Source organism: Thalassospira sp. NFXS8, from assembly GCF_040148805.1.
GTDB lineage: Bacteria > Pseudomonadota > Alphaproteobacteria > Rhodospirillales > Thalassospiraceae > Thalassospira.
Map to the genome: position 1 here is coordinate 588,126 of NZ_JAGEMF010000001.1, position 18,058 is coordinate 606,183.

15 protein-coding genes are annotated in these 18,058 nt (G+C 53.2%); 7 read left to right on the forward strand and 8 right to left on the reverse strand.

The features are described from left to right. Window positions 1-154: 154 nt before the first annotated feature. Window positions 155-1,096: an aromatic alcohol reductase gene (locus J4E05_RS02660; RefSeq protein WP_349592192.1), complete on the reverse strand. Its 942-nt coding sequence runs from the start codon at window positions 1,094-1,096 to the stop codon at window positions 155-157. A 318-nt stretch (window positions 1,097-1,414) separates the two neighbouring features. Here J4E05_RS02660 and J4E05_RS02665 point away from each other — a divergent pair, with 318 nt between their 5' ends. After that, entirely contained in the window at window positions 1,415-2,311 is an 897-nt protein-coding gene (locus J4E05_RS02665) for a LysR family transcriptional regulator (protein ID WP_349592193.1), read from the forward strand. A 113-nt stretch (window positions 2,312-2,424) separates the two neighbouring features. Here J4E05_RS02665 and J4E05_RS02670 read toward each other — a convergent pair whose 3' ends face one another. Together J4E05_RS02670 and J4E05_RS02675 are read right to left on the reverse strand one after the other, a co-directional pair. Continuing rightward, window positions 2,425-4,296, reverse strand: a complete 1,872-nt coding sequence (locus J4E05_RS02670; protein WP_349592195.1) for an SLC13 family permease — start codon at window positions 4,294-4,296, stop codon at window positions 2,425-2,427. Window positions 4,297-4,546: 250 nt separating this feature from the next. After that, window positions 4,547-5,572: a LysR substrate-binding domain-containing protein gene (locus J4E05_RS02675; protein WP_349592197.1), complete on the reverse strand. Its 1,026-nt coding sequence runs from the start codon at window positions 5,570-5,572 to the stop codon at window positions 4,547-4,549. Between the two features lie 131 nt (window positions 5,573-5,703). Here J4E05_RS02675 and J4E05_RS02680 point away from each other — a divergent pair, with 131 nt between their 5' ends. Next, window positions 5,704-6,453: an SDR family NAD(P)-dependent oxidoreductase gene (locus tag J4E05_RS02680; RefSeq protein ID WP_085591521.1), complete on the forward strand. Its 750-nt coding sequence runs from the start codon at window positions 5,704-5,706 to the stop codon at window positions 6,451-6,453. A 124-nt stretch (window positions 6,454-6,577) separates the two neighbouring features. Further along, window positions 6,578-7,240 (forward strand): SDR family NAD(P)-dependent oxidoreductase, encoded by a 663-nt coding sequence (locus J4E05_RS02685; protein WP_085591524.1) that lies wholly within the window; start codon window positions 6,578-6,580, stop codon window positions 7,238-7,240. A 90-nt stretch (window positions 7,241-7,330) separates the two neighbouring features. Here J4E05_RS02685 and J4E05_RS02690 read toward each other — a convergent pair whose 3' ends face one another. From J4E05_RS02690 to J4E05_RS02705, 4 genes are all read right to left on the reverse strand, one after another. Beyond that, window positions 7,331-8,155: a PhzF family phenazine biosynthesis protein gene (locus tag J4E05_RS02690; RefSeq protein ID WP_349592200.1), complete on the reverse strand. Its 825-nt coding sequence runs from the start codon at window positions 8,153-8,155 to the stop codon at window positions 7,331-7,333. Window positions 8,156-8,215: 60 nt separating this feature from the next. Continuing rightward, entirely contained in the window at window positions 8,216-9,598 is a 1,383-nt protein-coding gene (locus J4E05_RS02695) for a pyridoxal phosphate-dependent decarboxylase family protein (RefSeq protein ID WP_349592201.1), read from the reverse strand. Then, window positions 9,582-10,559 carry a threonine dehydratase gene (locus J4E05_RS02700; protein ID WP_085594146.1) on the reverse strand — a complete coding sequence of 326 codons (978 nt, stop codon included), beginning with the start codon at window positions 10,557-10,559 and terminating at the stop codon, window positions 9,582-9,584. Before J4E05_RS02700 ends, J4E05_RS02695 begins: the two co-directional genes overlap by 17 nt. 135 nt (window positions 10,560-10,694) lie before the next feature. Then, window positions 10,695-10,982, reverse strand: coding sequence for a DUF1127 domain-containing protein (locus J4E05_RS02705; RefSeq protein WP_349592203.1), 288 nt, complete (start codon window positions 10,980-10,982; stop codon window positions 10,695-10,697). 79 nt (window positions 10,983-11,061) lie between these two features. On the opposite strand from J4E05_RS02705, the gene J4E05_RS02710 reads away from it, so the two are divergent. Both J4E05_RS02710 and J4E05_RS02715 read left to right on the forward strand, forming a co-directional pair. After that, window positions 11,062-12,654 carry an aminotransferase-like domain-containing protein gene (locus J4E05_RS02710; RefSeq protein WP_349592205.1) on the forward strand — a complete coding sequence of 531 codons (1,593 nt, stop codon included), beginning with the start codon at window positions 11,062-11,064 and terminating at the stop codon, window positions 12,652-12,654. A gap of 140 nt (window positions 12,655-12,794) precedes the next feature. After that, window positions 12,795-13,175, forward strand: a complete 381-nt coding sequence (locus J4E05_RS02715; protein ID WP_349592207.1) for a hypothetical protein — start codon at window positions 12,795-12,797, stop codon at window positions 13,173-13,175. On the opposite strand, the gene J4E05_RS02720 is transcribed toward J4E05_RS02715, so the two are convergent. Then, on the reverse strand, window positions 13,172-14,137 hold the full coding sequence (locus tag J4E05_RS02720; RefSeq protein ID WP_349592209.1) for a PaaX family transcriptional regulator: 966 nt from the start codon (window positions 14,135-14,137) through the stop codon (window positions 13,172-13,174). The genes J4E05_RS02715 and J4E05_RS02720 overlap by 4 nt on opposite strands. Window positions 14,138-14,431: 294 nt before the next feature. Between J4E05_RS02720 and J4E05_RS02725 the strand changes: the two genes are divergently transcribed. Together J4E05_RS02725 and J4E05_RS02730 are read left to right on the forward strand one after the other, a co-directional pair. Continuing rightward, window positions 14,432-16,813: an AAA family ATPase gene (locus J4E05_RS02725; RefSeq protein WP_349592211.1), complete on the forward strand. Its 2,382-nt coding sequence runs from the start codon at window positions 14,432-14,434 to the stop codon at window positions 16,811-16,813. A 2-nt stretch (window positions 16,814-16,815) separates the two neighbouring features. Continuing rightward, window positions 16,816-18,054: an SPOR domain-containing protein gene (locus J4E05_RS02730; protein ID WP_349592213.1), complete on the forward strand. Its 1,239-nt coding sequence runs from the start codon at window positions 16,816-16,818 to the stop codon at window positions 18,052-18,054. Window positions 18,055-18,058 lie beyond the last annotated feature (4 nt).

Genomic DNA, 18,058 nt, shown 5'->3' on the forward strand with positions numbered 1-18,058 from the left:
CCGCCCCCAAAACTGGTTTCATCCTGAGCACCGCAAAAGCCGGCCTGAAGGCACTTCTTCAAACCGGCTTTCAATTTTAAAACATTAACCAGGACATTTGTTCGTCAAGGAAATGCCCCAACAAGGCAAAATTCACCCTCACAAACAGAACATGCTAGCTTTTGGCCAACCGTTGGCGAAGCCAGCCTTTCACGTCTACCGTTTCAATATTGTTAGCAGCATTAAAAGTTTCGGACTTCGGCCAATGCATACCGTCACTTTGGGCAAATGCGGCACGGTATTTTGCCATGGTGTCCTCTGGCTGCCCTTCAAGATGTTTCGCCAGAATTGAATGCGTCCATTCTTCCCTGGTAAAAGTTTCGCCTGTAACTTCTTCGACGATGTCAGCCAGTTGACCGTAGGAAAGCGTATCCCCCGCCACAAACACCACTTCGTCAACAAACCTTGGTTCGGCGAGAATTATTTCTGTGGTTAACAACCCAATATCTTCCGGCGTTGTCACGGTAACCCTCGAATCCCAGCTCCCCAGCCCATGAATGGTTTTCCGCTCAAGGTTTACAACATCGAAGGCTGGCTCGAACAAAAAGCTGGTGAACATGCCGGTTGAAACAATGACCCATTCGGTCTTGTTTTGCGCCCGCAAAAGCAACCGCACATCATATTGTTCGTCAAAAACATCCTGATGGCTTCCATGGCCGACAATGTCGTAATCAACACCAAACTGCCATGGAAAATACCGCGAAACGCCCGCATCCAGGGCCGCATTGGTGATCTTTAGCTGGGTTCCCTTACCCGCAACGAACCCCGTACAACTTACAACCGTATGGAAAGGGCGAAAGAGGTCGGCCAGTTCGTCCGTTGATGTTTTCCCCAGATCAAAGCCCACGACCCTGGCCCCAAGTCCCTTCAGCTCACGGACAAGCGCTATATCTGCCGCATTTTCCGACTGAAGACTTGAGGGTGCAATAACAACCGTAAGCGGATTAAGCGCCGGGTCCAGCCGGGAGGCAAGTTCGCGCAAAACAGCAAGGCCAAGTTGACCCGCCCCCAAAACCAACACAGGCAACACCGAATTGGAAGAGATAGCATCAGGCATGATTATTCCTTTGTTACAAACATGGGAACGCCCGTATATGGCGTCCGTTGATGCGGAATAATCAGCCCAAACACCCCTTATAAACCATAATCGATTTCGAGTTTTTCTATTAGCAAAAATGGAATAATAAACCTAAAATCCAGCATCCAGTGCGAGATCTCTGATCAAAATTGTACACATTTTAACCATCGATACTTTTATTATTCCATAATCACCAATTGTTTGCGACGAGAGGTGCGCTCCCGCTTTCGCGCAACATCGCAAGACAGCGTTAACCAACAACGAATAGGGATTTGCTCATATCCCCAGGAGGTCGTCATGGATCGATTAAAAGCGATGCAGGTATTTATCAGGGTGGTCGACGCCGAAGGATTTGGCAAAGCCGCCGAAACACTCTCATTGCCCCCCTCTACGGTTACCCGTGCCATAAAGGAACTTGAAAGCAGCCTTGGCGTTCAGCTTCTCCAGCGCACAACCCGGCAAATCAGCCTTACGGCTGATGGCACAGCCTATTACGAGGCATGCCATCGCATTCTGGCCGAGATCGATGATGTCGAGGCATCCTTTCCCGGCCATGGTAAAACGATAAACGGCACATTACGGGTCGATGCCCCGGCCTCGATCACGCGTCATTTTATATTGCCCAAAATCAAAAACTTTATGGCCCGTTATCCCGATGTAAGGCTCAACCTGACGACCAGTGACCAAATTGCAGATTTGATAAAAACCGGGATCGATTGCGTTATTCGCACCGGCACCCCTGCAGATACAACCAGCCTCGTCATCCGCAAGATCGGAGACTTCAAATGGACCATTTGCGGGTCCCCCGACTATTTCAAACAATATGGCTATCCACAATCGCCTGGCGACCTGCAACACCATCGCAAAATAGGGTATTTATCAAGCAGAACCGGACGCCCGACGGACTGGACGTTCGAGATCGAGGGACGACCTGTAACCATGCGTGCCTCTGACACACCACGGGTCAATGATACCGAATCCTATTTGACGTGCGGTATCGAAGGGCTGGGCCTGATCCGTGCTGCCAGTTATGTTGTACAGTCAGCAATAAAAGACGGGAACCTGCAAGAAGTCCTACCGACTTTTCACGGGCCGCGCGAAACAATATCAATCATGTATCCGCGCAACCGGCATCTTTCGCCCACGGTGCGGGCATTTATTGACTGGTGCGTCGAAAGTTTCCCAAAATCATAGGCAACTGCGTTCCTAAAGCGGATATGCAAAAATTAACCCCGCCCTGAAAAAAAGCCCCGATGATCGGCTGTGATCATCGGGGCTTTGTATGCGCTAAAAGAAGGGCCCAAAGGCTACATTGAAAGCCCGTAATACCACGGCGCAAAGAGGCTAAACACAATCCACAACAAAAAGATAAGCGGCGTACCGGACTTGAGAAAGTCGATAAAACGGTAATGCCCGGGGCCCATCACCAAAAGGTTGGTTTGATAACCGACAGGCGATGCAAACGAACAGTTGGCCGCCATCACCACCGCAATCGCAAAAACATGCGGCGGCACATCAAGCTGTTGTGCCATGCCAATGCCAATCGGGGTAAACAGCACCGCACAGGCATTGTTGGATAAAACGTTGGTAAACAAGGCAACCATCAGGAAAAACACCGACAGAATAACCGGTGCCGGGGCCCCATGCAGCGCAGAAAGCAAAACATCCGCAACAAAGGACGCACCACCGGTTATTTGCAGGGCGTTGCCCAGTGCCAGTGCCGCAGCCACCAGCAATACAATTTTGCGGTCTATCGCCCGCGATGCCTGACGCATGTTCAGCGCACCTGATGCAATCATCAACCCGGCACCAATGAAGCTTGATATCATGATCGGCACTACCCCGGTCGCCGCCAATGCGATAACACCCAGGAAAATAAAGGCCGCCCGACGCGCATGAAACGGCCGCGGCAAGGCCCGGGTTGACCATTCCAGCAGCACCACATCACGGATGGTGCGCAATGCCTCGACATCCTCGGATCGGCCCTGCACCAGCAACACATCCCCGGCCTCAAGCCGGATTTCCGTCATCTGCGTGCGGATCATACGGGACCGTCGCTGAATGCCCAATACAAGGCATTTATACTGATAGCGAAAACCGATCTGTTCGAGGTTAAACCCGATAAGGCGCGACCCTGGCGGCAGCATAACCTCGGCCAGAAGCTGTGTTGTTTTGTTTTCGTCACTCGTGCTGCCATCATGCACAGCGGCGGCTTCGGCATGGATCAGGCCGGGATCTTTTTGCAGGGCTTCGGTCAATGCCTTGCGGGTTGCCGCCACCACCAGCACGTCGCCGGGCTGAATTTCCAGATGTTCATCAAACGGTGGCAAATCGGCATGTTCACGCCGGACAATCATTTGAATGGTGACATTGGGCAGGTTTTTAAAAAATCCGGCAACCGGCTTGGTCCCGATCATTTTTGATGCCGGACCAACGGTAATCTGGGCAATAAACTGTTTGCCACTTCCGTCCGGTTTTGTCAGGCGGCTGCTCATGGATGCAAGGGCAGGCAACAAACGGGGTGCAACCAGCAACACATAGAAAAAGCCTGAAAACGCCAGAACACAACCAACCACTGTAAATTCAAAAAATTCCAGCGGTTCCATGCCCAGTTCAATCAGTGAACTTGAAACCAGAAGGTTGGTCGAGGACCCGATAAGGGTGGTCATACCGCCGAGAATGGCAGCAAAAGACAGTGGAATCATCAATGAGCTTGGCGATCGCTGAATACGTTCGGCCAATGCCTGAATGATCGGAATAAAAATAACCACCACCGGCGTATTGTTCAAAAACGCCGACAGCAACATCACCACAAACAAGCCAACAAAAATCGCCAGCGAGGCGTTTTTACCGCCATGTTCCGTGATCAAACCGGCAATGTAACTGACCCCGCCGGTCAGAACCATGCCCTGCCCCACAACCAGCAACGCCAGAACGGTTAACAGGGCCGGGTTGGCAAAGCCCGACATCAACGTGTCCGGCCCTAGCAGGTTGTTGCCCTCGCCATCGTTCAGCGGGACGATATTAAAAAACAGCAACAACACCGCAATGATCGCCATTGACGTCATTTCAAGCGAGATGCGTTCCCATCCGTAAAGCACGAGCGAACCAGCGACCAGCGCAAGCACAACCCACATCTGCAACGGTGTCGCACTGTTTGCGACGACATTGTCTAGCACGTTGAATTTCCCCTGTCGCAAATGCCTTATACATCCCGCAATGCGGGCCGATATCCTTCAAAACCAAAGATATCATGCATGTTATTTCTATTACTTAGCCGAAAGCCCCGCCATGCGGTCAATAAAAATCGCGTGCGCACTATTGGGCAAGACGTTCAACATATCATTTTGCGCGTAAAAAAACGCCCTGACAATTGCATTTGCAACCCGGTCAGAGCGCCTTAAAAATAACCCGCCTCACCCAAAACGATCAGGCCGAAACCAGTTTTTTAACATCCGCAGGTGCCTGATTGTTCATCACACCATCCTCAATCGCACCTTCACGACAAATATAATGCGGGCACAGACGTTCAAGGGCTTCGTCACATTCCCACAGGGTGCGTTCCCGTGCCCGGTCGGTCAAATGATCGATCAGGGCGCGTACTGCCGGCGGCAAACCACGCCGCGCTTTAAACAGAATGTGCACAATGCCGCCCACAGCCCGCCATTCCGGCAATACCTGCACAAGCCGGCCCGCCTGAATGGCGTGGTGGGTGCTAAAACGCGGCAAAAGCGCAATGCCCTGCCCGCGCAATGCACATTGGCGAATCATGGAAATATCGCTGGTCGATAAACGCGGCGCAATATCAAGCATCCGCGTGTCGTCATTTGGGCCAACAAGCTGCCAGCGAATGGTATCGGCATCCTCGCCTTTGATGCTAAGGGTCGGAAAACGGTTAATGTCATCAACCGAAAAACCCGGCCCCAGTTTTTCCATCAAGGTCGGGCTGGCCACCATAATGGCGTCAGCAAGCCCCAGGGTTTTAACAATTAACGTCGCATCGCTATCAAGCGAATCGCGCACCCGAAACGCCACATCCACCCGATCTTCGATCAAATCCACCCGGCGGTTGGTTGCCATGATCCGCAATTGAACCTTGGGGAATTTTTCGCTGAAATCGGCCAAAACTTCGGCAAGGGCAGTTTCAAGCATTGCGGGCGGCACACTGATGCGCACAACACCTTGCTCAACACCTTTTGCTTCCGCCACAATGGCTTCGGCTTCCTCGGCTTCGTTCAAAATATTGGCACAGCGATCATAGAAAGCCTGGCCCAGTTCAGTCACCCGAAAGCGCCGACTTGATCTTTCGATTAACTTGACACCAAGCCGGTCTTCAAGTTGAGCTACCCGCCGGCTAAGTTTCGATTTTGGCTGATTAAGTGACCGGCCTGCCGGTGCAAATCCACCATGCGACACAACCTGCGCAAAGTAAAAAAGATCGTTTAAATCCTGCATGACCGACCTCATTGTTCCATATAATGAACGCAGAGTGCCGCAAAAAGGGACTTTTGTCTATATCTTACAAATCCTAAATTCTGTTGCATCGTCGACAAATCGGTTCTTTCCCACATTCCACCGGAGCCCCCATGAGTAAACTTCTTAACGGCAAGGTCGCCCTGATAACGGGGGGCGCATTTGGCATAGGTGCCGCAACCGCCCGGATGCTTGCCGAACAGGGCGCAAACATTGCCATTGGTTACGTTTGCGACCGCAAAATCGCCCGGGAAATGGTCGAGGAACTTGAGGCACTGGGGGTGAAAGCAAAATCGTTTGAAGCCGACCCGGCGGATAATTTGCAGGTCAGCGCAATGGTGCAAACGGCGTTCGCCCATTTTGGCCGCCTGGATATTCTGGTCAACGCAGCGTCAATTGCTGTTTGCGGCCAGGTAGACAACCCCGACGCCGACATCAATGGCTTAAAACGCCAGCAACAGGTTAATTTTTGCGCCACCGCCTATACCATTCGCACCGCCGCCCCCCTGATGCCGGAGGGCGGACGCATTATCACACTGGGGTCATGCCTGTGTGCCCATGCCGGGTCCAGCGGCCTGGCCGATTTTACCGCGACACAGGCGGCAATGGTGGGCTACACGCGAGGGGCAGCACGTGACCTTGGCCCGCGCAACATCACGGTAAACGTTGTGCAATCGGGCTTTGTAAATGACGAATTGCTGGACCCGCTGGCAAAATACCCCACCCCGATCCGAACCGCCGTCCCCCTGGGCCGCCCCGCCATGCCCGAAGAAGTCGCCGCCGCCATTGCCTTCCTCGCAAGCCCTGCCGCATCCTATATCACCGGCACCGTTCTAAATGTCGATGGCGGCTATGGTGCCTAGGCCAACACCTGGCACAGCGTTCCATAAAACGAACGCTAGGTCGCGACATTAGGGGCTATTGCCACGGCGATTTGGGTCGTAAGGTTTTTTCATACAGGAAAAACCTCTCTTTTGGAGAACGGCCATGAACAAACCATTGGCGGGCAAAATAGCCATCGTCACCGACGGACATTACGGCATTGGTGCCTTAAGCGCACAAACCCTGGCAGATCAGGGTGCCGACGTTATTATCAGCCACCCCGCACATGCATGGAATGCCGCCGGTATTGTTACCGGGCTTGAGGCACGCGGCGTTAACGCCCGCGCCTATGCCATTAATTGCGACAGGGTTTCGGGCATCAAAACCCTTGTTTCGCGCGTTATCGCCGATTTTGGCCAGGTTGATATTCTGGTCACCAACAATGTCTCTTTTGTTCTGCAAGATGACGAACGCATTTACAGTGCTGCCGCCATCGACGCCATTGCCCCGGTTATTCGCGAAGGCGGCCGGATCATTGCCATTGGCAAAACCGCAGCCGCACGTACAACCGAAAACATTAACGCCAGCAACAATAACAATGCCCGCCTTCATGACCTGATCACGCATAGTGCGAAATCACTACATGATCGCCACGTTACGGTTAACCGCCTGCAATCCAATATTCTGGGTCGCAAAAACCGGGCTTTGCCTGCCACGGACATATCGGTATTGGGCGACATTGCCAGCGGCCTGTCATTTCTCGCTGGCCCGGAATCAGATTTTGTCACCGGTACCACCTTTAACTTTAATGCCCTTCATGCTGCCTGAAAAACAACACCCCGCCAATGCTGCAAAACTGGCGGGGTGCTTCAGGCAGATATAGGGCGGGCAGGTAATTCAAACAGGCAAGACCAGTGCCTAGTCCGGCAAAAATATTTCACCTTTTAAATACAAAACCGCCAGCCCCTTAAGATGCACCCGATCGCCCTTGACGGTGCAGTCGATAAAACCGCCCCGCGATGATGCCTGATACCCAATCACATTGGTTTTGCCGGTTTTTAGCGCCCAATAAGGCGCAACAACGCAGTGCATATACCCCGTTACCGGGTCTTCATTAATACCCAATGCAGGTAAAAAATACCGCGACACCATGTCGCAGTCATCGCTGTCAGACGGTGCCGTTACAATCACGCCGCGCTCTGCCAGCGCTGCAAGAACCGACATGTCAGGCGTCATATGTCGCACGGTTCCGGCATCATCATAAACCAGCACATAATCGGTATCGCGACTGGCAACCTTAAAACAGGCAACAGCACGGTCTGATGACAGGGCGCTGGCAATATTTTCGGGCAACACCTCTTCGGTCAGCGGCTGCGCGGGAAAATTCAACACAATCGCCTCACCATCGCGCCGTGCAGTTAAAATGCCGCTTTTGCTTTGCAGGCGAATTTCATCGCCCGTAACGCCTAGCTGGTTAAACAGCACATAGGCACTGGCTAAGGTCGCATGGCCGCACAGCGGCACCTCAACAGTGGGGGTGAACCAGCGAATATGATAATCGGCATCACCATCGGCCACCTTCACGAAAAATGCGGTTTCCGAAAGATTGTTTTCCATCGCAATCTGTTGCATCACCCCGTCAGGCAACCAGCGTTCCAGCGGCACCACAGCCGCGGGATTACCGCCAAAAAGGTGGCTGGTAAATGCATCGACCTGATAAACCGGTAACGATGTATGGGTCATAAAAACTACCTTCTTCCCTGGCGTGGTCGCAAAACTTCCACGCAACATCACGTTTGACGACTATAGAACACCCTGAATGGCATTTTTAACAATAACCAGGTCATGGTCCCGGGTGCGCCAATTGCTAAACGCCGCGCGAAACCCGAAACGTTCATTATAAATGGTTGGCGTTAAAAACACCTTTTCGGTCGCATTTATACGGGCCAGAAGCTGGCGGTTGGCATCATCATTGCCGCGTCCGCAAAACATCACCACATTCAACAATGGGTCACGCAGCAAAATCAACTCGTCATGATCCGCCACCCAATGGGCAAGGTCACGTGCCTGATCACAATTACGTCGCACAATATCGGCAATACCATCCCGACCATAAGCCGTAATCGCCATCCAGATCGGCAAAGCCCGAAACCGGCGCGAATTTTCGACCCCGCGATTGATATAGTTATTGCCCGGCACAGTGGACGCCAGATACGGGGCAAAAGCCCGAAAACATTTTTCCAGCACCGAAATCTGCCGCGTCAGGAAAATACCGCAGTCATAAGGCACATTTAGCCATTTATGCCCGTCTGACGTAATAGAATCAGCCCGGTCAATACCGGCCAACAAATGTGCGCGACGCTCATCAAGGGCCGCAAACAACCCGAATGCAGCATCCACATGCAACCACGCGCCATGGGCCGCGCATAAATCGGCAATCGCGACCAGGTCATCAAAATCGGTTGCGTTCACCGTGCCCGCACTGGCAATAACCATTTTTGCCTTTGATGCACTGTTTACCAGTTTGTCAGCCAGATCCTGCACATGCATGGCTTCGGTGCCCGGCTCGGTCGCGACGCGAATAATATTGTTGCGCCCCACCCCGGAAACCGACAAATCCTTAATCATGCTGGCATGAGGGGTGGCGGAAAACACCTCGAACGAAGGCAGGGCAACAGCACCATCCGCGTCCACATCAATGCCAACCTGTTCGCCGCACCATTGCCGGGCTGTCACCACCGCCAAAAGGTTTGACGCCGTTGCCCCCGTGGTTAACGCACCATCAAACCGGGCACGCGGCAACCCGCCCAAATCACAAATCCAGTTAATAACCTGCTGTTCCACTGCCGATGCAACCGACCCTTCCGGCCCGGTCGCGTTCTGGTCAATGGTACTGGCGATCCAGTCGCCCGCAACCGCCGCCGGGGTGGCGCCACCGGTTACAAAGCCCAGGTATCGCGGGCCGCTGGATGTGGCAAGGTAAGGTAAAATATCCTGTTTCAGGGCATCAAGGGCCGCAAGCGCACCGTCACCCTGTGCCGGCAAGGGTAGGTAGGGGTTAAAGGTGCTGCTATCATGGCATACAACCGGGGCATCATCGCCCGATTTCAAATAATCCTGCGCAATTTCGCCAACTTTTGCAAAAATGTCGCCAATCTGGTTCAGGTCTTCAAATTTCCGGTTCATCTTCGTTACTTTCCTGCAGGATCTCTGCATAAGCATCGCGGTCAATATTGGCACCGCTTAAAATAACAGCGTTTTTCTTGCCAATGGCGCGGTTTTTATCTGCGATAATCGCGGCCAGGGCACAGGCACCGGCACCTTCGGTCAGGTTATGGGTGGCACTAAAATAAAGCCGCATCGCCTGTTTTATCTGATCATCGGATACGGCAATGATATCGGCCGCTCCGCGTTTGATAATTTCAAATGCTGAAGGGTCTGGCTTGCGACACGCCACACCGTCGGCAAAGGTCACAGCGGTTCCGGTTTCGCAAATCTCGCCCTTGTAAAAGGACTGGCGCACTGCATCGGCACCTGTGGCAACAACACCGATAATTTCCGTTTTAAGCCCCAGCGCATCGCGCGCCGTAATCAGGCTGCAAATCCCCGACCCCATGCCAATTGGCACATAAACCCGATCCAGTTTTTCGATGGCGCTGAACATCTCGATCCCGTAGGAGGCGACACCGCGCACCAGTTCGGGGTGAAACGGCGGCACCATAACCAAATCATCTTCAACCGCTTTTTGGCGGGCGAAATCGGCGGCGTCCTGAAAATCGTCACCATGTTCGATGACATCGGCACCCAGCGCACGCATGGAGGCATTTTTCTCACGCGAATTGCCAAAGGGTACAATAATGGTCGCCCGCAGGCCAAACACACTGGCAGCATAAGCCAGACTTTGGCCGTGATTACCCCGTGTTGCACTAATGATGCCGTTAATGATTTGTGTGGATCGTGACAAATATCGACAAAAAGTAAGGCCCCCACGCACTTTGAATGCACCCAGGCGCGTGTGGTTCTCGTGCTTGACATAAATGGACAATCCCGTTGCCCGGTCCAGAAGCGGCCATCGAATGGTTGGCGTTGGCGCAACATATTCATGCACAAAATCAGCAGCGTCGGTCAGTTCCCGAGCAGTAAACACATTGTACCCCTGTATAGAAATTGTAACCTTATGCTCAAATCTGCATTGTATGCCTATCCAGGATACAACATTGTCCCCGTTATGCGGGGTGGCGACCGGAACGCGAGGGAGCGGTGCGTTCCGGTCGCAACGCGGTTAAAAACCGCGCGGGGGGTGGTCCCGTAAAACCGGTGCAGAAACATACATATCGACATCGGCTCTTGTCAGCCCAACATCCTTAAGCAACCTGTCATCAAGCCGCTTTACATTGTTCTTTTCCCGGGATTCTTTTTGCATCCACACCAATTTTGCAAACAGGCGACGGATCGCTGTGCTCACAAAACCCTGGCGGGTTGCTTTTGCATCCCCTGCGCTCTGGTCTTGCGGCATTGCACCGCCTGCGAGAGTCGCAGGAAACCGGATTGTATCGTTACAATTCGTCATGATTTCCTCCTGCTTTCAAATTGTGTCGATTTCCTTTTGTCATTGACATTGTATCACTGTCAATTTAAACATTGTCACCATGACAATATGGATCCCCGACCTTTCATCCGGTAGCGGCCCGGTTTATCGCCGCATTGCGCAGGCCATTGGTGCTGCCGTTGAAAAAGGGCAATTGCAGGCGGGTGATCGCCTGCCGACCCATCGAGACATGGCTTATCATTTAGGTGTTACGGTTGGCACGGTAACGCGCGCCTATCGCGAGGCCGAACGCCTGGGCCTTGCCATTGGCGAGGTTGGGCGCGGCACATATGTCAGCGCACCCCTTGAAACGGACCCGCCCCTGTTGTTACCCGGCCATCCGGTTGCCTTTGGCAAAGGGTCGCAAGGCCCCCAGGCCCCGGTGATGAATGACGCCAACACAAACGCCCCCCATAGAACGGTTGCCGATATGCGACAAGACGTCGCAAATGGTTATGTTCAATCCGGCACCAACAGTGCCCCTGTCAATTTTGGCACCGCCGACGTTTCATTCACCCAAAACCGGGGCACAAACACGGCCTATCCGGTGACACTGGATGATGGACCGATCAATTTTCGTATGAATTGCCCCCTGCCCCCGCAGGAAACCCACATCAATCAGGTGTTGATCGACATCGCGCAAAGCGGCCCGATTGAAAACCTGATTACGTATAAAACCGAATATGGCATGCCCCATCATCGCCAGGCCCTGGCAAAAATGGCCGGGCGTTTCGGGCTGGATGACAACCCCGACCGGGTTTTGCCAACTGCGGGCGTGCAACATGCCATGACCGTCGCGCTAATGACGTTTACCCGACCAGGTGATCTGGTTCTGTGCGAGGAAATGACCTATCCCAACCTGCGCAGTCTGGCCGCAATGATGCAGTTTCGCCTGCGTGGCGTTGCGATGGATGAAGAAGGCATTTTGCCCGATGTTCTGGATAATTTGTGTCGCACACAATCGCCCAGGGTCATCTATTTAATGCCAACCCTGCATAACCCGCTATGCAGCACCATGAGCCACGAACGCCGCGTTGCCATTGCCGAAGTGCTGCGAAAACACAATCTGCTGCTAATCGAAGATGCCATTTATGGCTTTTTAAACCCCGAATCCCCCCCGCCCTTGTCATGCTTTGTCCCCGAACGGGCCATTTATCTGAATGGTATTTCCAAAAGTGTTGGCGGCGGTTTACGCATTGGTTTTATCCACGCCCCGATCCAGTATATTGCCAAACTGGCAAGCGGCATTCGCACCACCTGCTGGATGACACCTGGCATCAATCTGGAACTGGTCACCCGCCTGATCAATGACGGCACGGTTGAACGCTATGAACGCTGGCACCGCGAGGAAGCATCACGCCGGCTTGGCGTTATTCTGGGCAGCCTCAAGGGATATGATGTGCGCTTCCACCCCACCAATTATCACATCTGGCTAACCTTGCCCGACCATATCGAAACCAGCGAACTGGTCATGAATGCGGCAAATTCGGGTGTTATGTTAACTGCAGCCCAGCAATTTGCCGTTGGTGTCCCCCCACGTGGCTTGCGGCTGTCTTTTGGTGCCGAACGTTCAACCGAACGTATTCATCACGGCGTCAACATCATCCTTCGCCTGTTGCAAACCAGCGAATTTAGCGACGCCCAGGTCATGTAACGGCTATTAAAAAACGCACCCAAAACGGATTGGCCGGGTAGATTTACACATGCAATCACATTCACCCGCCAATCCGTAATGCCAGCCCTGCAATATGCATCCCCACAACGGACACTATTTTTATGCGCTAAAACCTTTATTTGGCGCAAATTCTTCCATGGCGCCGCCACTGCGTTTTTAATATTCTATTGCAATACACGCATTTTAAAGAGAAATACCGCGATGATCAAATGACGACAGATGCTATAAATCACGTCATTCCCGCCCCCAAACGCAATTCGCATTGGCTGGAAACAGTTTTTCAGGTCATCGCCTGGATTTTCCTTGTTCTTAACATCGCAATTGGCATGTCCATGCTATTTGCAAGCAATGTTTCAACAAACATGTTCTCCACTGCCATGGGCTACACATCAGGGATCACGTTTGCGATCAGTGGCATTATCCTTTGGGCCTTGTTTTTAGCTATTGCCTATGGCCTTAAATATCTGCGCAAAATCGAGGCAAATACAGCAAGGAACTAAACCGCAGCAGGCCCGCCCAGCCGGTTAAAAAACCAGGTGGCGAGTTCGGCTTTGCGCGATTTTAAATCCGGGGCAAGAATGTTTCCGCCCGGATACGGGCGCAAATGTTGCACAACAAATGGCTCGGATAACGGCACCAGTTGCCAATAAAGTTGCCTGATAACATCCCGTGCGCGGTGGCCGGCCCAGTTCGCAGGCAACAACCGGGCAGGCAGACCCGGGTCGCGCAACACCACCTGTTTAAAACCATGCATAAGCACCATGCGCAGCGCAAATGCCAGATCCGGCGTACATTCTGCAGCCAGATCAACCGATAACAGCGGTTCAAACAGGGCCAGTTTTTGCAGATATTCCTGCTGCAAGGATTGCAGGTCCCACGTCGATGCAACCATGTCCCGCAAGGATGCAGATTCGGCAATATCCTGCGTTTCCGCCCGCAACGAAATCGCGGCCGACGCCAGCCCGGTTTCCGCCAGAATTTGCCGGGTCAAGGCAATATCAATACCCGGATGGGCAAACACATTCCCCGATACGGCCCCAAACCCGCGCCAGGCCAGCATACGTGCAGCCACCCTTTTTTGTTCTGTTGTTATCACATGGTTATCAAACATGATCAGGGTCCATTGCCCATCCCATTCGGCAGCCGGGGCCGCATAAAACTGACGGCATCCGGGCTCGATCAATCGCCAGCCTTCCGACGTAACCCGATAAACCGCCTGCCGCCCCACCCTTTGGGTGTCAAGCCAGCCATCACGCGACATTCGAAACACAGCGGTACGCAACACCCGCTCACTAACCCCGACCGGCGCCAGCAAAGAAATCAGGTCGGCCAAAAAAACGGACTCGCCCCGTGGGCGCAACACATCACATAAAAAAGTAATGACAACCGCACGGCTGCTTAAATCAAGCCGGGAACGAATCATTTCAAACTGTGAATAAGTGTGGCTGGTTTGCCGGTTCATCCCTGTTCCCACCAATATATCCGGAATGGAAATTTTTGCATTTTTGCCCATTTCCATTATTGAGCCAGCTGGTCATTTTGCGTCTATGGCATCAGAATAAACATGATACACAATCATCTAAAATCGACAATATTTGTATCACGATGACGTAAATTATGCGGTGAAAGCACAGGAAAACAAATTTCACGGATGCAATGCTTGACCATTGCATATCCTTGCTTCCAAAATCACTTCGCACTTGCATTTGGCGACCTGCCAAATGCAAGTTTCCGGGGTCCTTACAAAAGAGCGCACATGCCGATTTCCCGCCTTGAAGCAGACGATTGCAGTTTTCCGCATTTCCGTATTCGCAGCCCGCAAAAGGACACAACGCCAGAAATTTTCGATTTCACATCGCATTACCGCGCGGCAGAGGCCCTGAAATTTGGCCTGTCGATGTCGGAGCCGGGCTTTAACGTGTTTGTGCTGGGTCTGGACCGGGCCGGGCGCATGACCGCGACAATGGATTATCTGAAAAAATCGATGGAGGACCATCCGGCCCCCGCCGACTGGGTGTATCTGAATAATTTCTCGCGCAGTAACCGCCCCCGCCCCTTTAGCCTGGAACCCGGCAATGGCCGCAAACTGACCGAGGCGATGGAAACCCTGATTTCCCATCTGCGCGAAGCCTTTGCCGCCGCTTTTAACGCCCCGGCGCACCTGACCGAAACCCAAGCCCAAACCGAAGAAGCGCGCCATCAGGTTCGCGATAAATTCGAGATTCTGCGCAATTTTGCCCGTGAACGCGGGCTTGATGTTCAGGAAAACGAAAAAGGTGTCATGATCGTCGCACTTGACGACGAAGGCGAACCCATCGCGATGGACAAACTTACCAAGGAACGCCGCGATACAGCCGACGCCGTTTTTGAAGAAGTCGCCGAAGAAGCCCGCAAAACCCTGCTGTCAACGCGCGACCTTGAAGACCAGATTGGCGATACGCTCGACAGTCTGCGCCGGTCGGCCGCGAGTGAGGTATTAAAACCCCGCATTGAAAAATTGCGCGAGGTTTTTACCGTGCCTGGCCTGAAGGCATGGTTCGACGCACTTGAAGCAGATATCCTCGATAATATTGATGCTTTTGAAGAACCCGACGATCAACCTGCAATCGACCTTGGCGATGGCAAAATGCCTGAAACGGTCGAAGATCGCTATGCCGTTAATTTGCTGATCGATCATTCCCGCGATGAGCATCCTGACGTGGTTCTGGAACCATCGCCCAGCTACGATAATTTGTTTGGTCAAATTCAATATCGCCCGATGGCAGGCGGAATGCACCCGCATTTCTCGCTGATCAAACCAGGGGCGTTGCATCGGGCAAATGGCGGTGTGCTGGTATTACGTGCAGAAAGCCTGGTTGAACATGAAGAAAGCTGGAACTACCTGAAAGCCGCCTTGCGCGACGGCGAAATCCGCATCGAGGAACGTCAAAAGTCCGGCCCGCCCACCGCAGGCGCGCCCGAACCGCGCGCCATTCCGCTTGATGTTAAAATTGTCATCGTTGGTGCGCCGAAATACTATTATTCGTTCTTTTCCCTGGATGTCGACTTTCGCAACCATTTTCGCGTCAAGGCCGATATCGACCCCGATATGCCAGCGATCGCCCGCAACATCACAACCTATACCGGGCTTTTGACCCGTTCGGTACAGGCACGTTCGGGCATCTCGATTGATACCGGCGCCATTCGCCAATTGCTGGGACAGGCCGCACGCTGGGCGGGCGAACGCGACAAAATTTCCGCCCAGATCGAACGGGTCGAAGATGTCGCGATCGAGGCCGGGGCACTGGCAAAAACAGCAGGCCGCACGACCATTCGTGCCGCCGATGTCAAACGTGCGATTGAAGAACGCCGCCATCGCAACAGCCGCCTTGAGGACAGATCCCACGAACGCGTGCAACGCCGCGAAGTCCTGATTGACAGCTTTGGCAGTGTTATCGGTCAGGTAAACGCGCTGACCGTGCTGGATTATGGCGATCACGCATTTGGCCTGCCCGCCCGTGTTACAGCCCGCAGCTATGTGGGCAACCTGGGTGTTTTAAATATTGAACGCATGGTCGATCTGTCTGGCCCGTTACAGCAGAAATCGGTCATGACAATCGAGGGTTTTTTAAAATCCCGCTTCGCCCAGGAATTTCCGCTGTCTTTTGCCTGTTCTGTCACGTTCGAGCAAAATTACGGCGGAATCGAAGGGGATTCAGCCTCGCTTGCCGAGTTATGTGCAATTATTTCAGCGATTTCTCAGGTGCCGGTTAAACAAAACATTGGCGTTACCGGGTCGATGAACCAGTTTGGCGAAGCACAGGTGGTAGGCGGTATTGCCCATAAAATCGAAGGATTTTATCGCATTTGCGCCGATCAGGGTTTTACCGGGGACCAAGGTGTTATTGTACCTGCAGCCAATGCCGAAAACATTATTCTGCGCGACGAAGTGGTTCATGCCATCCGTCAGGGCAAGTTTAATATCTGGACCATCGATAATATCAGCGATGCCATCGAAATTCTAACCGGCAAACCCTGTGGTGATACCGCAGATGGCAATTACCCCGAAGACAGCGTTTTTGCCAGGGCCATGGAACGATTACGCCGCAACGATGTGCTACTGCGCGAACGGCACGCTTATCCTAGCTGGTCGGAATAGTGATGCATTCTAACCCTAACATCCGATCTTGCGACCCTGCCCGTGCCCTGCCCAATGGTAAAACCGGCGGGCCGGGCCGCAATCTGGCACCTCAAAAATCGTCACAGGCCCGGCACCTGTTAGGCGTCACGGCACTGGTCGTATTGATGTGCCAGGCGGGGGGCGTCACACCCGCCCATGCCCAAAATGCCGCCCTTAACAGCAAGGCCGACACCGTATCCGGGCTTAATGCCATTCCCACCGACCTGCCCGGCAGTGCGCGGCGCAGCGCTGGCAACACAACAAACAGAAATGGGCCGCTTAACCTGCTGGAACTGGCAAAAGCACGCCACAAGAACGCAGGAAATACAGCCTATTCCCAAACATCTCCTGCCAGCACGGATCCCCGGACAACCGATTTCCTGCTTTCCAGCCGCTATCGCAATGACAAACTGGCAAAATCCGGCACCCCAAAATTAAAACGCCCGGCAGATGCCAATGTCATTCAGGCATCGATCATGCAATCAAATAACGGACAAAATGCCACCGCGTCACAATGGACGCAGCCAAGAATTCAAAACACCGCCCCGGTCAAAACTGTAACGCCCCCCACCATATCCAAACCGGTCATCTCACCACCAACACCGCCTGCCACCGCCCACCAACCCGCTCCTGCACCACAAAACAGCCAAATCATTACCCCGTGGGGCCACAAAAATAGTGATACAGATGCAGCCGGTACGACCAACAGGCCCCGCACCGGGAATACCGGCATAAACACGCAAAAAGACGATCCGGCAATGCCGCCAGTGGCAGGTTCTTCGGCGATTTTTGCTCTTCCCCTGGCGGCACCTGAACACCCCCAATCACAACCACCCGAACAAATGCCGACGGCACCGGCAATGACAAAACCCCATCAGGCAACAACACAGTCGCCATCACCGCAGGCAAACATGCACGCACCTGCCATCCCTGCACCCGACAGGACAGCGGCAATGCCACCAGTAACCAACGACGATTTTGTCATGCAGCTTGGCGCGTTTCGCACGGCCATTTCGGCTGAAACCTATTGGGCCAGTTTTGCCATTCGCTATCCCGACCTCGCGGCACAGCATCATCATTACCTTGGCGTTATTGATCTGGGCGAAAAAGGCCGGTTCCACCGCCTGCGTATTGGCGGCTTTGCCTCGCTTGCCCAAGCCAAAGAAAAATGCCGCCAGCTTGCAACTGACGGCACCGCCTGTATCGGGTTACCCCGATAGGACT

What these genes read in the sequence shown, in the direction of transcription:
- J4E05_RS02660 (WP_349592192.1), bottom strand. Translation starts at nt 1,096, where the DNA reads ATGCCTGATGCTATCTCTTCCAATTCGGTGTTGCCTGTGTTGGTTTTG.
- J4E05_RS02665 (WP_349592193.1), top strand. Translation starts at nt 1,415, where the DNA reads ATGGATCGATTAAAAGCGATGCAGGTATTTATCAGGGTGGTCGACGCC.
- J4E05_RS02675 (WP_349592197.1), bottom strand. Translation starts at nt 5,572, where the DNA reads ATGCAGGATTTAAACGATCTTTTTTACTTTGCGCAGGTTGTGTCGCAT.
- J4E05_RS02680 (WP_085591521.1), top strand. Translation starts at nt 5,704, where the DNA reads ATGAGTAAACTTCTTAACGGCAAGGTCGCCCTGATAACGGGGGGCGCA.
- J4E05_RS02685 (WP_085591524.1), top strand. Translation starts at nt 6,578, where the DNA reads ATGAACAAACCATTGGCGGGCAAAATAGCCATCGTCACCGACGGACAT.
- J4E05_RS02690 (WP_349592200.1), bottom strand. Translation starts at nt 8,155, where the DNA reads ATGACCCATACATCGTTACCGGTTTATCAGGTCGATGCATTTACCAGC.
- J4E05_RS02695 (WP_349592201.1), bottom strand. Translation starts at nt 9,598, where the DNA reads ATGAACCGGAAATTTGAAGACCTGAACCAGATTGGCGACATTTTTGCA.
- J4E05_RS02705 (WP_349592203.1), bottom strand. Translation starts at nt 10,982, where the DNA reads ATGACGAATTGTAACGATACAATCCGGTTTCCTGCGACTCTCGCAGGC.
- J4E05_RS02710 (WP_349592205.1), top strand. Translation starts at nt 11,062, where the DNA reads ATGACAATATGGATCCCCGACCTTTCATCCGGTAGCGGCCCGGTTTAT.
- J4E05_RS02720 (WP_349592209.1), bottom strand. Translation starts at nt 14,137, where the DNA reads ATGAACCGGCAAACCAGCCACACTTATTCACAGTTTGAAATGATTCGT.
- J4E05_RS02725 (WP_349592211.1), top strand. Translation starts at nt 14,432, where the DNA reads ATGCCGATTTCCCGCCTTGAAGCAGACGATTGCAGTTTTCCGCATTTC.
- J4E05_RS02730 (WP_349592213.1), top strand. Translation starts at nt 16,816, where the DNA reads ATGCATTCTAACCCTAACATCCGATCTTGCGACCCTGCCCGTGCCCTG.